The organism is Pseudomonas sp. RC2C2, from assembly GCF_018390435.1.
Lineage (GTDB): Bacteria > Pseudomonadota > Gammaproteobacteria > Pseudomonadales > Pseudomonadaceae > Aquipseudomonas > Aquipseudomonas donghuensis.
The window spans coordinates 84,161-97,010 of sequence record NZ_JAHBAX010000001.1 but is presented as its reverse complement, the minus strand read 5'-3'; the positions used below and the strand labels follow the sequence as shown (position 1 = coordinate 97,010).

Genomic DNA, 12,850 nt, shown 5'->3' with positions numbered 1-12,850 from the left:
AGGCAACGCTGAATGCGCTGGCTGTACTGGCCTCATCGCTGGCAAGCCAGCTCCCACAGGTCATGTGTCAACCGAGAGGGCGCCGTCGTACTTGTGGGAGCTGGACTTGCCAGCGATCGAGCGCAAAGCGGTCGCAGGCGCTATTGCCCCCGCCGCCCATGCTTGACCAGCAACTTCTCCAGCTTCTCCCACAACGCCGCCTCGGTACTGAACGCGACGTTGAAGCGCATCCACCCGGTCGCCTGTGAGTCGACCATGAACAACTGCCCAGGGCCGAGCATGATGCCTTGCGCCAGCGCGTCATCGACCAGCGCCGCGCTGTCGGCGATGGCCGGGTGGCGGGTCCACAGGTACATGCCTTCGTCACCTTCGATAAAACGCTCGAAACCCAGCCGGGTGAGGTGTTCGCTGACCTGCTGCTGCGCCTCGGCCAGGCGCTGGCGCAGGCGCTTGAGGTGTTTGCGCCAGCGCCCATCGGTGATGGCGGCGTACACCACCCGTTCCATCACCTGCGAGGTGGTCAGGCCGGAGCGCATTTTCAGTTGCAGCAGTTGCTGCATCAATGCCGGGTTGGCCAGCATGAAGCCGACCCGCACGTTCGGCGAGATGCTCTTCGAGTAGCTGCCGACGTACACCACCTGCTGCAAATGATCGAGGCTGGTCAGGCACGGCAGCGGCTCGTTGATCATGTCAGCGTAGAGGTTGTTCTCCACCAGGCGAAAGCTGTGGCGCGCCGCCAGTTGCAGCAGGCGGTGCAGTTGCGCCAGCGGCGTGCGCGAGGCGGTCGGGCTGTGCAGGTGCGGCTGGGTGAAGAACACCGTCGGGCGGTGGTGTTCGAGCAGGCGCTCCAGGTGGTCGAGGTCGTAGCCATTCGGGGTGCGCGGTACGCCCAGCAAGGTGGCGCCCTGAAAGCGCAGGATGCTCATCAGGTTGGGGTAGCCGGGGTCGTCCACCAGCACCACGTCACCGGGGCGCACCAGGGTACGCACGGCCAGGTCCAGGGCCTGGCTGGCGCCGTGGGTGAGCATCAGCTGGTTGGGGTTGGCGACGATGCGCAGGTCCTGCTGCAGGTTCTGCGCGGTCAGGGTGCGCAGCTCCAGCAGGCCCATGGGGTCGCCGTAACCGCTCAGTTCCAGCACGCTGCTGGCGACCTGGCGCATGCCCCGGCGCAGGCCGTCTTCGAACATCCAGTCGTTGGGCAGCCAGCCGCAACCGGGCTTGAACTCAAGCTGACGGCTTTCGAAGATCTGCTGCAGGTACCACTCGGAGTTGAATTCCGGCTTGCCCGGCGCCGGTTCCTTGGTCTGGTTTTCGATCAGCTCCACGGCCGCACGGTTGACGAAGAACCCGGCATTGCCACGGCTGACCAGCAAACCCTGGGCGACCAGGCGGTCGTAGGCCTCGACCACGGTGAAGGTGCTGACCGAGTAGGTGGCGGCGAAGGCGCGGATCGAGGGGACCTTGGCACCGGGTTTGAGGGTCTGGTTCTCGATCAACTCACGCAGCCCGTTGATGATCTGGTTGACCAGCGGGGGCGATGCGTCGGCTCGTAATTCAAGCATGGGGAAGCTGTGCCTTCAGGTGTGCGTAACGCCGGGCGCCTGCAGGAAATCGCGGTGTACTGCATCGGCGGCCTGTACAGTGCAGTGGATTTTTCATCGCGCTGTGCATGGCTCTATGTGTCGGACATTTTTACATTAGGGGTCTGTTACCGCTAGCTAAAGCACGTTGAAGCAGTATGAATAATCACAATGACACTGATGCTTTCACCCTTGGGCGCCGCCCAACCGCTCCTTGCGCACAGATGGCACTGATCCGCCATCGCGCCATTGCACCGTTCAATCCGACCAGAGGCACTCCGCTGGCCCCGTGAGCACCGTCGCCGACCCGGTCAACTGGGCCGGGCGATGTCGGCTGCCCGCACTTTCACACGTTTGAATGGGTGAGACCGCTGTAGCAGGCGGTCCCACGAGTTTCCTTGCATAAAAAGAACACGAGGTAGCTACTGATGGACGCAACATCCACTTCCACTTCCACTGCGAAGGTGGAGCACGAGAGCAAGCTCAGCGCTTCGCTCAAGTCTCGCCACCTGACCATGATGTCGATCGCCGGGGTCATCGGCGGCGCATTGTTCGTCGGCTCCGGCAGTGTGATTCACAGCGCCGGCCCCGCGGCCATTCTGGCCTACCTGGCTGGCGGCATCCTGGTGGTGCTGATCATGCGCATGCTCGGTGAAATGGCGACTTCGTCGCCCGACACCGGCTCGTTCTCCACCTATGCCGAGCGCGCCATCGGCCGCTGGGCGGGTTTCACCATCGGCTGGTTGTACTGGTGGTTCTGGGTCATTTTGATGGCCTGGGAAGCCTACGTCGCGGGCAAGATCCTGCACGGCTGGTTCCCCTCGGTCAGCGTCAACGTCTTCGTCCTGGCCACCACCCTGGTGCTGATCAGCGTCAACTTCTTCAACGTCAAGCACTACGGTGAGTTCGAGTTCTGGTTCGCCTTGATAAAGGTCGTGGCGATCATCTGTTTCCTTGTGGTGTGCGGGTTGGCGGTGGTCAACCTCTGGCCCACAGGCGAGGTCCATGGCCTGAGCAACCTCACCGCGCAAGGTTTCATGCCCAATGGCATTGAGACGGTGGTCGTCGCCATGCTCGGGGTGATGTTCGCCTTCCTCGGCGCGGAAATCGTCACCATCGCTGCCGCCGAGTCGAAGAACCCGTCCGAGCAGATCGTCAAGGCGACCAACTCGGTGGTCTGGCGGGTGTGCCTGTTTTACGTCGGCTCGATCTTCCTGATCGTCGCCCTGGTGCCGTGGAATGACCCGCTGATGGGCACCTCGGGCTATGGCTCGTACCGCCGGACCCTGGAGCTGCTGGGCATCCCGGGTGCCGAGTTGGTGATGAACTTCGTGGTCCTGACCTCGGTGAGCAGCTGCCTGATCTCCGCGCACTACACCGCGTCGCGCATGCTGTTCTCGCTGTCGACCCGTGGCGATGCGCCGTCGTTCTTCAAGATCACCCGTGCCGGTACCGGCGTGCCGGTGTTCTCGATCATCGGTTCCTGCTCGGTGGCGGTGTTCGTGGCGCTGATCAACTTCAGCGAAACCCTGCGCCCGAAAGACGTGCTCGATGTGCTGATGAACACCACCGGCATGATTGCCTTGCTGGTGTACCTGGTGATCGCCTTCTCGCAACTGAAGATGCGCCGCAAGCTGGAAGCCGAAGGCAAGCCGATCCGCCTGAAAATGTGGCTGTTCCCGTGGCTGACCTACCTGGTGATTGTGTTCATCATCGGCTGCCTGGTGACCATGGCCTTTGTGCCGGACTACCAGGTGCTGGTGTTCTCCACCGGTGCGGCGGCGATTGTCGTGGCCTTGATGGGCGCGGTGTTGCACGTGCGGGCGGCGAAAAAAGCCCTGTCCTGAAGCATCTGATCGCGGGTCAAGCCCGCTCCCACAAAATCTGTGGGAGCGGGCTTGACCCGCGATGAGGCCCGCAAACAACCCGCAAAATCTCCCCGGTCCTGTCCGCGCAGGACCTGCTCAGGGCGTTGCGCCGCCCTGGCGCTCGGCCACTGCACGCAAGGTGCGCAAGGAGATGGTCGGCGCATCGAGGACGAACTGGTTGGCCAGCCACGAGGGGATGTCCCCGGCCGGATCGGCCTGCAGTTCATAGGTCACTTCGGTGAGGTGTTCGCCTTTGGGCACCAGGGTCCAGAGCCCCTTGAGCTGGCGCACGCGGATCTGCCCCGGCACATGCTTGACCATGCCGGGCACCGCCTTGAGGTGACGCACCAGGCTACCGTCGTCGCGGCGCTCGCTGTGCACCAGGATCACCATGTCGCGGGTGCTGGCCGGCCAGGGCAGGGCGGTGGTCAGGTAGACCCAGGTGCGGTCGCCCTCGACCTTGAGCAGGCGCATGTCGGCGCAGCCATACAGCCATTTGCAGGCGACCCGCAGGTTTTCCTGCAAATCGCTCAGGGTGCGCACGCTGGCTTTGATCAGGGCAACGCCGCGAAACTGCTGGTACTGCGAACCTGGCACCTCGCTGAGGTAGACCTTGATACCGTCTTCGTCCTGGGCCAGATGCCAGCGTTCAGCGGCACCGGCCCAGGTGCTGAGGGTCAGCAGCAGGCACAGAACAAGGCGACGGCTCATGAACAGGCTCCAGCGGCTGGGCGACTGTTCAGAGCATAGTGCCTGGCATCAAATCCGGACGAGCCGGCCTTTGTGCTCAGGCGCCAAGCGGTCACCGCGGCCAAACAGCTTGTGGCGCAAGGTGCCGTCCTCATACGCGGTGCGGTAGCGGCCACGGCGCTGCAGCTCGGGCACCACCTGCTCGACCACCGCTTGCAGGTCGTCCGGTACCACTGCATAGGTGAGGTTGAAACCGTCGATACCGGTGCTGTCGAGCCAGTCTTCCAACTGGTCGGCAATGTGCGCGGGCGAGCCGAGCAAGACCGGGCCGCGGCCGCCGAGGCTGACGAACTCGGCGGCTTCGCGCACGGTCCAGCGCCGCTTCGGGTCGGCCTTGGTGAACACCGCCAGGGCGGTGCGGCCGGCGTCGTTGTCGATGTATTCGATCAACGAATCGGGGTCGACGCCTGCGAAATCGATGCCGGTCCAGCCCGACAGCAGGGTCAGCGCCGCCTCGACGTCCACGTACTGGCGGTACTCCTGCAGTTTGGCTTCGGCAGCCTGGCGATCTTCGCCAACAATCAACAGGGCCTGGGCGTAGATCAGCACGTCCTGTTCAGGCCGCCCGGCTTCACGGCTGGCCTTGCGAATCGCCTCGACGTAGCCGCGCAGCGCCGTTTGCGTGGGGGCGCTGATGAATACGCATTCGGCATGATCGGCGGCAAAGCGCAGGCCCCGTGGCGAAGCGCCGGCCTGGAACAGTACCGGCGTGCGCTGCGGCGAGGGCTGGCTGAGGTGAATGCCGGGCACCTGGAAGTGCTCGCCCTGGTGGTTGATCGGGTGCACCCGGGCCGGGTCGAGGAACTGGCCGCTGGCGCGATCCTGCACCAGCGCATCGTCGTCCCAGCTTTTTTCCCAGAGCTTGTACAGCACCTGCAGGTATTCTTCGGCCAGCTCATAGCGTTCGTCGTGGCCCAGTTGCCGGGCCAGGCCGAGGTTGCGTGCGGCGCTGTCGAGGTAGCCGGTGACGATGTTCCAGCCCACCCGGCCGGCGCTCAGGTGATCGAGCGTGGACATGCGCCGGGCGAAGGGATAGGGGTGCTCGTAGGTCAGTGAAAAGGTCACGCCAAAACCCAGGTGCTCGGTGACCCCGGCCATGGCCGGGACGATCAGCAGCGGGTCGTTGACCGGCACCTGCACGCCGCCGCGCAGGGCACCGTCGGCGCTGCCCTGGTACACGTCATAGATGCCCAGCACATCAGCGATGAACAGCGCATCGAACAGCCCGCGTTCGAGCAGGCGGGCAAGGTCGGTCCAGTAGTCCAGGCGATTGAAATCGACGCTGGTGTTGCGCGGATGGCGCCACAGCCCGGGGGACTGGTGGGTGGCGGCGTTCATGCTGAAGGCGTTGAAGCGGATGGTCTTGGACATGGGCTGTACTCAAGGCAGGACCGACACCGGGTAGACCGCGTCGGCCACCTTCAGCGGCTTGGGGATCAGGCCCAGGCCCTGGAAGGTGTCGGCAAGCTTCTGCTGCTCGGCGGTGATCTGCGCGTCGATGGCCACGGCGTTGTAGTTGCGCCGCTCGCTGGCCACCTGCAGCACGTCGGCGCCGATACCCAGTTGCGGCGCCAGCAGGGCGGCGACTTCGTCGGGCTGCTGGTTGGCCCAGCTGCTGACCTTGGCCAGCTCGCTGAAGAAGGTTTTCAGCAGCGCGCGGTTGTTGTCGGCAAAGGCCGCCGACGACAGGTAGAAGGTGCGGTTGTTGGACAGCCCGCTGCCGTCACGCAGGTTCTTCAGGCCCGGTTGTTTTTCCGCGGCGGCGAGGAAGGGGTCCCACAGGGTCACGGCCTGGACGCTACCCGACTGCAGTGCGGCCACGGCGTCGGCGGCGTTGTTGACGTAGGCCGGGGTGATGTCCTTGTAGCTCAGGCCGGCGTCCTGCAGGGCCACGGCCAGCAGGTACTGGGCGTTCCAGCCGCGGCCGGTGGCCACGCGCTGGCCCTTGAGGGCGGCGACGCTGGCGATCTTGTCCTGCTCGCGCACCACCAGGCCGATGCCTTTGGGGTAGGGCTGTTCGGCGGCCAGGTAGACCACCGGTTTGCCGGCGGCCTGGGCGAACACCGAGGGCGCGTCGGCGGCGTGGCCAAGGTCGATGGCGCCGGTGCTCAAGGCTTCGAGCAGTTGTGGGCCGGCGGCAAATTCGTACCAGCTGACGCTCACCCCTTGCGGTGCCAGGGCTTTTTCCAGGGCGCCGCTGCCTTTGAGGATGTTGATGCTGTTGAACTTCTGGTAGCCGATGCGCAGGGTCTTGCTCGCTTCGGCATGGGCCAGCGGGCCGGGCAGTAGCAGCGCGGCAAAGGCGGCAAACAGGCCGCCGGCGAGCAGGCGGCGCAGGGGGGAATGGGGCGTGTGCGACATGGGCGGACTCCTGGGATTCAAGGGCAAGGCATGCCCGAAAAAATAAGGAGCCCGCGCAGGCCCTTCAATTTGTTTATTCCAAATTGTTAGATTGTTTTGTTATTTTTATATCCTTTTGTTGTGGGAGCGGGCTTGCCCCGCGATAGCGGTCTGTCAGTCACATCGCAATCGCGGGGCAAGCCCGCTCCTACAGGGTTAAAACTGCCATTGCACGCCCAGCGAGTAGCCGGCCTGATTACCCTCGCTATGGGCAAAGCGGCTGTTCACTTCGGCAAACACGCCCAACTGCTCGGTGAACATCAACTGCGCACCCAATTGCGCACGGCCAAAGTCCTTGTCGACGCTGCCCATGTCGGCCACCCGCACGCGGCCGTCGGCATGGCTGGTCAGGTCGATTTCATCCAGGCGGCCATCGGCCAGTTCGCGCACCCAGCGCACGCTGGCGTAGGGTTGCAGGGCCATGTTCGCGCCCAGGCCGACGCTGCCATGCAGGCGCCAGCCGAGGCTGGCTTCGAGGGCGTCGTAGTTCTGCTGCTCGTAGCCCAGGGCGGTGCGCAGGTTGTCGTCTTCGCTGAAGTCGTCGATGCGGTAATGCATGTAGTCCAGGCCGGCGACCGGGCCGGTTTTCAAGGCGCCGAAGCTGAAGTCGTAGCCGCCGTCCACCCGTGCGCCCCAGAACCACGCCGAGGTGTCGCCGCTCAGGCGCTGGTCGAGCAACACCGGGCCATTGTTGGCCTGGATGTACACCGAACGCTTGCTATCGAAGCGGGTGTGCCCGGCGCTCAGCTCGCCGGCCAGCCATTGCGGGCCGCCGTCGTTGAGCAGGGCGAACAGCCCGGCTTGCCAGGCATCGCCTTCGATGCGTCCGCCATGCTCGAGCGAATCGCGGCTGCGCTGAAAGCTCAGGCTGGCACCGACGGTCAGGGCTTCGTTGAGGCGGTAGTCAGCGACGCCATAGACCCCCACCCGTTTCGACTCCGGGTTGCCCGGCGCATCGAAGCCGCTGTCGGGCGAGACTTCGCCTTCGACACCCACTTCACCGTCAACACTGCCGACCGCCCGTGACGCATCCAGCAGGCTCAGCCATCGGCGGTCATGCAGGCGGGTCAGGGCCTGGTGCTGGCGTTGCAACTGGTCTTCCATCTGCCGCGCCATGGCCCCGCCGGAAGCCGTGGAGGCGAGCAGGTCGGCGTTGGTCAGTTCCAGCACCAGGCGGGTCAGCAGCCGCGAGAAGTCGCGCAGGCGCTGGTCGATGCGCTCCTGGCCGAAAGCATGGGTCAGCACCTGCTGGTTGTCCTCGGCCGGGTCGTGCCAGGTCGAGCCGCCGGGGATCGCCGGGTTGCCGGTCTGCTCGTAGCCGTCCAGCTCACCCAGCTCCCAGTTGGTCGCCTCGATGAACAGCACCGGTACGTTGAGGCCCTTGAAGCTTTCGCCGTCGCTGCAGCAGCCGGTGCCGGCCGGGTACTCGGGGTTGAGGCCAGGGTTGGTGAACAGCGGGATGTTCATCTCCTGGGCGATGCGCAGCAACTGGTCGCGGTAGGCACCCAGGGCCGGGTTGGCGACGCTGTTGCTGGCGGCGTGGGCGTACATCTTGTCGCCGGTGATCAGGCTGTCGAGGTTGATCATGCCCAGCAGGTTGGCGCGCTGGCTGTCGCTCAATGACGCGACATAGGCACGCGAACCGCGCAGGCCTTCTTCCTCGGCACCAAAACCGACCACTTCCAGGCCGTTCTCCAGGGCCACACCGCCGAGGTTGCGGGCGATTTCGGTGAGCACCGCGGCGCCCGAGGCATTGTCGTCCAGGCCTTGCAGGGTGGGGCGGCCGAAATAGGTGTCGTAGTGGGCGCCGAGCACCACGTAAGTGCTGTTCTGGCCCGGGGCCGAAGCGATGACGTTCTGCGAGCTGCGGTTGCCGGCCCAGGTGAAGTCCTGGCGGCGGGTCTGGTAGCCGAAGCCCAGTTGCGATTGCATCAGTGCGGTAGCACCTTCGAAACTGGCGGTACCACGGTAACGCCCGGGGTAGTCGTTGATCAGACGGTCCAGGGTCTGCCCGGCAAACTCCCCATACTCATAGGCGCTGGCGCCTGACGACAACATTGCGCAACCCAGGCTTACAGCGACTGCTAACGGTTTGAACACGGCACTTTTCCTTATGTGTCGTTACGAAAGGCGCATCATAGGATGCGTCGCCTCGCAGTAAGCAGGATGTGTACCGTTTTGTGACTGATGTAGGAAATTAGCAGCATGAAGGTTCAGATAAAGCCCGCACTTGAGAGTGAAAAAGCCCACTTCGAGGCGATGCTTCCGGGGTATTTGCGCGAACTCGGAGTTGAAGGGGAATACCCTTATTTACCGCTCTACTGGCAGGAGCCAGGGCGTTTTGCCTACCTGCTGCTGGTTGAGGGCGACATCGCAGGGTTCGCCCTGGTTCGCCAGCAGCAAGAGCTCACGGAGTACGAATTGGCCGAGTTCTATGTCGCCAGTGACTATCGCTTGGCGGGGGTTGGCCATGCCGCCGCGCAGGCGTTGTTCGCGTTGCACAGCGGCCGATGGGAGCTATCGGTCTTGGCGGATAACCTCGCCGGCCTGCGCTTCTGGCCAAAGGTTCTGCCGGCGGGGGCACAGGTGCAAACCATTGAAACGCCCGAAGGGGTGCGATACCTCCAGTTCGAGTTTGTCAGTGTCTAGCTGCCCAGCGTTGCCAGTAACACCGCGATCGCCACCTGGCAGGCGTTGCCGAGTGTTCTTGCCACTGCCTGCGACAACAGGCCGCACCCCGTAAATACTGGGATACAGACGTACGGGGCGCTGCGCGCTGGAACCTGCGTCCACCGCCATGACAAAATGCGAAGGTTTCTCGACATGCCCTCTATCCAGGGGCTGGCACCTTCCCAAAAGGATGGTTACATGACTGATTTACTGACCCGGCGCCAGGTTGTTGCCGGGATCAGCCTGCTGGGCCTCGGCGCCCTTGCAGGTTGCGACCCCCGTTCCGGTGGCGCGCTGGACTTCAAATACGGCAAGGACATGAGCAACAAGATCCTCGGCCGTTCGTTCAAGCTCAAGGATACCCAAGGCAACGTCCGTACCCTGTCGAGTTTCTGGGGTTCGATGCCGATGGTGTTCTTCGGGTTCACCCAGTGCCCGGCGGTGTGCCCGACCACCCTGGCGCGCGCAGCGCAGATCAAGAAGCTGATGGGCCGCGACGCAGGCTTCTTGCAGGTGGTGTTCATCAGCCTCGACCCCGAGCGCGATACCCCCGAAGTGCTCGACGCCTACGTCAAGGCCTTCGATCCGTCGTTCGTGGCGCTGTCCGGCACCCTCGAAGAAACCGCGGCGGCAGCCCGGGAGTTCGGTGTGTTCTATGAGAAGGTGCCAGCCGGCGATACCTATACCATCTCGCACACCTCGACCAGCTACGTCTTCGATTCCCGCGGCCAGTTGCGCCTGGGGCTGTCCCATTCGCTCAATGCAAAAGAGTGCGCAGAAGACCTGCTCACTGTCATGGAGGTGTGTTAATGCTTCGCAACCCTGTCAAACGTACCCTGGCCGCGTTGGCCCTGATTGGCCTGGCCTTGCCGGCCGTGGCGCAAACCACCGTCAGCGACGCCTGGGCACGCGCCACCGTGGCGCACCAGCAGTCCAGCGGTGCCTTCATGACCCTCACCGCCAGCACCGACAGCAAGCTGATCAGCGTGGCCTCGCCGGTGGCCAAGATCGTGCAGGTGCACCAGATGACCATGGACAACGACGTGATGAAGATGGGCGAGGTCGACAGCGTCGCGCTGCCGGCCGGCAAGGCGGTGACCCTGGACCCCAACGGCTATCACGTGATGCTCATGCAACTGAACCAGCAGCTCAAGGAAGGCGAGCAGGTACCGCTGACCCTGGTGGTCGAGGATGCCAAGGGCGTCAAGCAGACCATTGAAGTCAAGGCGCCGGTGCGGGCGCTGAATGCTGAAGCCATGTCGGGCCACCAGCACATGCATTGATCGCCGCCACGCGGTCGACAACAAGCCAGGCTGCAGTCAAGGACGGCAGCCTGGCTTTTTTGTGCGTGGCGTCAAAATATTTAAAACGTAATAGTATTTAGTTCTCAATTACAAATCGTTACCATTTGCGCTTCTTTACAATCCTTACAAAAAAAGGAACGCATGGTGGCTCTTTCGCGCATTCACCCGGCCTCTCTCTCCGTGCTCAGCGTGCTGGTCGCTCCAGCGCTGCACGCCGAACCCCTGGCTATTCCGGCAACCTCGGTCAACAGCAACTATGAAGAACAGAGCTACAAGGCCAGCGAAAGCCGGAGTGCTCTGAAAATCGACGCGCCGCTGCGTGACATCCCGCAAACCGTCAACGTCGTGCCAGCGAGCGTGATCAAGGATCAGGGCGCGCAGTCGATGGAGGACGTGCTCAAGAACGTGCCGGGAATTGGCTTGTCCAACGGCGACGGCCAGCGCGACCAGGTGACGATTCGCGGTTTCAGTGCCATTGGCGACATGTATGTCGATGGCATGCGTGACGACGCCCTGTATTACCGCGATCTGTCCAATGTCGAGCGGGTCGAGGTGGTCAAGGGCCCGGCGGCCGTGCTCTATGGCCGCGGCTCCTCTGGCGGCCTGATCAACAGCGTGAGCAAGAAACCCACCTTCAGCCCGGTGCAGGAAGTGGGCGTCAGCTTCGACAGCGAGGGCAAGCGCCGTACCCAGTTCGATACCGGCTGGGCCGACCAGCAGCAGGGTGATAAGGCCTTTCGTCTGACCGGCGCCCTGGAAGACAGCGACACCTTCCGTGACGATGGCTACATCGACCGCAAGGCCCTGGCACCCTCGGCCTATTTCAAGCTGTCCGATGACCTGGAACTGAACCTGGGCGCGACCTACCTGTACGACAAGCGCCTGATCGACTTCGGCATTCCGGCCTTGGGCAACCGCCCGGTCGATGTCGACCGCGACAAGCGCTTCGGCGCCGCCGACCCGGATGACGATTACGCCCGCAGCGAGGTGTTTTCCTTCAGCGCCGGTGTCGACTACCGGATCAATGACAACTTCACCTTGAGCAATACCAGCCGTTACTACCACTACGACCTGGACCGCAACAACACCTTGGCGGACTCCAGTCCGACCCGCTTCGTCACCGCCGCCAATGGTGAACTGCTGGTCAAACTCAACCGCGGCAACGTGCAACGCAGTGAAGACGGCTGGTTCAACCAGACCGAGCTCAAGCAGCAGGCGCTGCTGGCCGGCATGAACCACAACCTGTTGTACGGTGTGGAGCTCGGCCGGCAGGTCAAGGACCAGAGCGTGTTCAGCCAGAACAACGTGGCCCAGGTCCCGGTGTTCCGTGACGGCCTGGTCGATGTGCCGTTCCAGGCCAACCGCCAGACCGCCAAGGGCACCACCACCCAGGACATCGCAGGTTTCTACGTACAGGACCTGATTGAGCTGGCGCCGCAGTGGAAGGCCCTGCTCGGGGTGCGTTACGACGTGTTTGACCAGGAGTACGCCGACGACCTGAGCGGCACCGAGCTGTCGCGCACCGACACCACCTGGAGCCCGCGCATCGGCCTGGTCTACCAGCCGGACGCGATCCAGTCCTACTACGTGTCGGTCAGCCGCTCCTACCAGCCGTCGTCGGAGGTCTTCGCCCTCAGTGCCGGCAACCAGGGCCTGGAACCGGAAGAGACCACCAACTACGAAATCGGCGCCAAGTGGGACTTGCTCGACAGCCGCCTGGCGGTGACCGCGGCCTTGTTCCGCCTGGAACGTACCAACATGAAAACCACCAACCCGGCCAACCCGGCGCAGTTGGTGCTGGCCGGTGAGCAGCGTACCGACGGTTTCGAAGCGACCGTGAGCGGGCAACTGACGGACAAGTGGCAAGTCTATGGCGGCTTTGCCTTCCTCGATGCCGAAATCATCAAGTCCACCAACCGCACCAATGGTGTGGCCAACGAAGGCCAGACCCCGACCCTGACCCCGCGCACCAGCGCCAACCTGTGGCTGGTACGCTCGTTGACCGAGCACTGGCGTGTGGGCATGGGCGCCAACTATGTGGATGAGCGTTACACCGCGCTGGACAACGTCGTGGTGATGCCGTCCTACACCACCGTGGACGCTGCACTGCTGTACAACCAGCCGAAGTGGGACATGGCCCTGCGCCTGCGTAACGTCTTTGACCGCGACTACTACTCCTCGGCCCACGGCTCAGTGGACCTGATCACCCCCGGGGCGCCTCGGACCCTGGAACTGAGCACCAACTACCGCTTCTGATACCCGTGCCGGGGCAACGCAG

10 protein-coding genes are annotated in these 12,850 nt (G+C 63.7%); 5 read left to right on the top strand and 5 right to left on the bottom strand.

Annotation, left to right across the window (positions count from 1 at the left end; translation table 11 throughout):
* Window positions 1-140 precede the first annotated feature (140 nt).
* Window positions 141-1,562 carry an aminotransferase-like domain-containing protein gene (locus tag KHO53_RS00460; RefSeq protein WP_213569810.1) on the bottom strand — a complete coding sequence of 474 codons (1,422 nt, stop codon included), beginning with the start codon at window positions 1,560-1,562 and terminating at the stop codon, window positions 141-143.
* A 446-nt stretch (window positions 1,563-2,008) separates the two neighbouring features.
* Here KHO53_RS00460 and KHO53_RS00455 point away from each other — a divergent pair, with 446 nt between their 5' ends.
* Window positions 2,009-3,427 (top strand): amino acid permease, encoded by a 1,419-nt coding sequence (locus KHO53_RS00455; RefSeq protein ID WP_026001269.1) that lies wholly within the window; start codon window positions 2,009-2,011, stop codon window positions 3,425-3,427.
* 117 nt (window positions 3,428-3,544) lie between these two features.
* Here the strand turns inward: KHO53_RS00455 and KHO53_RS00450 are convergent, their stop codons facing one another.
* The 4 genes from KHO53_RS00450 to KHO53_RS00435 all read right to left on the bottom strand — a co-directional run bounded on the left by KHO53_RS00450 (window position 3,545) and on the right by KHO53_RS00435 (window position 8,698).
* Complete coding sequence (locus KHO53_RS00450; protein WP_010222383.1) at window positions 3,545-4,159, bottom strand: START domain-containing protein; 615 nt, start codon at window positions 4,157-4,159, stop codon at window positions 3,545-3,547.
* Window positions 4,160-4,207: 48 nt separating this feature from the next.
* Entirely contained in the window at window positions 4,208-5,569 is a 1,362-nt protein-coding gene (locus KHO53_RS00445; protein WP_213569809.1) for an LLM class flavin-dependent oxidoreductase, read from the bottom strand.
* 9 nt (window positions 5,570-5,578) lie between these two features.
* The gene (locus KHO53_RS00440; protein WP_213569808.1) at window positions 5,579-6,559 is read right to left on the bottom strand and encodes an aliphatic sulfonate ABC transporter substrate-binding protein; all 981 of its coding nucleotides are present in this window, start codon (window positions 6,557-6,559) and stop codon (window positions 5,579-5,581) included.
* Between the two features lie 195 nt (window positions 6,560-6,754).
* The gene (locus KHO53_RS00435) at window positions 6,755-8,698 is read right to left on the bottom strand and encodes an autotransporter outer membrane beta-barrel domain-containing protein (RefSeq protein ID WP_213569807.1); all 1,944 of its coding nucleotides are present in this window, start codon (window positions 8,696-8,698) and stop codon (window positions 6,755-6,757) included.
* Window positions 8,699-8,803: 105 nt separating this feature from the next.
* Here KHO53_RS00435 and KHO53_RS00430 point away from each other — a divergent pair, with 105 nt between their 5' ends.
* The 4 genes from KHO53_RS00430 to KHO53_RS00415 all read left to right on the top strand — a co-directional run bounded on the left by KHO53_RS00430 (window position 8,804) and on the right by KHO53_RS00415 (window position 12,828).
* Complete coding sequence (locus tag KHO53_RS00430) at window positions 8,804-9,247, top strand: GNAT family N-acetyltransferase (RefSeq protein ID WP_010222379.1); 444 nt, start codon at window positions 8,804-8,806, stop codon at window positions 9,245-9,247.
* Window positions 9,248-9,466: 219 nt separating this feature from the next.
* Window positions 9,467-10,078, top strand: coding sequence for an SCO family protein (locus KHO53_RS00425; protein WP_036996237.1), 612 nt, complete (start codon window positions 9,467-9,469; stop codon window positions 10,076-10,078).
* On the top strand, window positions 10,078-10,551 hold the full coding sequence (locus tag KHO53_RS00420; protein WP_010222377.1) for a copper chaperone PCu(A)C: 474 nt from the start codon (window positions 10,078-10,080) through the stop codon (window positions 10,549-10,551). The genes KHO53_RS00425 and KHO53_RS00420 overlap by 1 nt, the downstream gene beginning before the upstream one ends.
* Window positions 10,552-10,713: 162 nt before the next feature.
* On the top strand, window positions 10,714-12,828 hold the full coding sequence (locus tag KHO53_RS00415; RefSeq protein WP_213569806.1) for a TonB-dependent receptor: 2,115 nt from the start codon (window positions 10,714-10,716) through the stop codon (window positions 12,826-12,828).
* Window positions 12,829-12,850 lie beyond the last annotated feature (22 nt).

What these genes read in the sequence shown, in the direction of transcription:
- KHO53_RS00450 (WP_010222383.1), bottom strand. Translation starts at nt 4,159, where the DNA reads ATGAGCCGTCGCCTTGTTCTGTGCCTGCTGCTGACCCTCAGCACCTGG.
- KHO53_RS00425 (WP_036996237.1), top strand. Translation starts at nt 9,467, where the DNA reads ATGACTGATTTACTGACCCGGCGCCAGGTTGTTGCCGGGATCAGCCTG.
- KHO53_RS00415 (WP_213569806.1), top strand. Translation starts at nt 10,714, where the DNA reads ATGGTGGCTCTTTCGCGCATTCACCCGGCCTCTCTCTCCGTGCTCAGC.
- KHO53_RS00455 (WP_026001269.1), top strand. Translation starts at nt 2,009, where the DNA reads ATGGACGCAACATCCACTTCCACTTCCACTGCGAAGGTGGAGCACGAG.
- KHO53_RS00430 (WP_010222379.1), top strand. Translation starts at nt 8,804, where the DNA reads ATGAAGGTTCAGATAAAGCCCGCACTTGAGAGTGAAAAAGCCCACTTC.
- KHO53_RS00460 (WP_213569810.1), bottom strand. Translation starts at nt 1,562, where the DNA reads ATGCTTGAATTACGAGCCGACGCATCGCCCCCGCTGGTCAACCAGATC.
- KHO53_RS00420 (WP_010222377.1), top strand. Translation starts at nt 10,078, where the DNA reads ATGCTTCGCAACCCTGTCAAACGTACCCTGGCCGCGTTGGCCCTGATT.
- KHO53_RS00440 (WP_213569808.1), bottom strand. Translation starts at nt 6,559, where the DNA reads ATGTCGCACACGCCCCATTCCCCCCTGCGCCGCCTGCTCGCCGGCGGC.
- KHO53_RS00445 (WP_213569809.1), bottom strand. Translation starts at nt 5,569, where the DNA reads ATGTCCAAGACCATCCGCTTCAACGCCTTCAGCATGAACGCCGCCACC.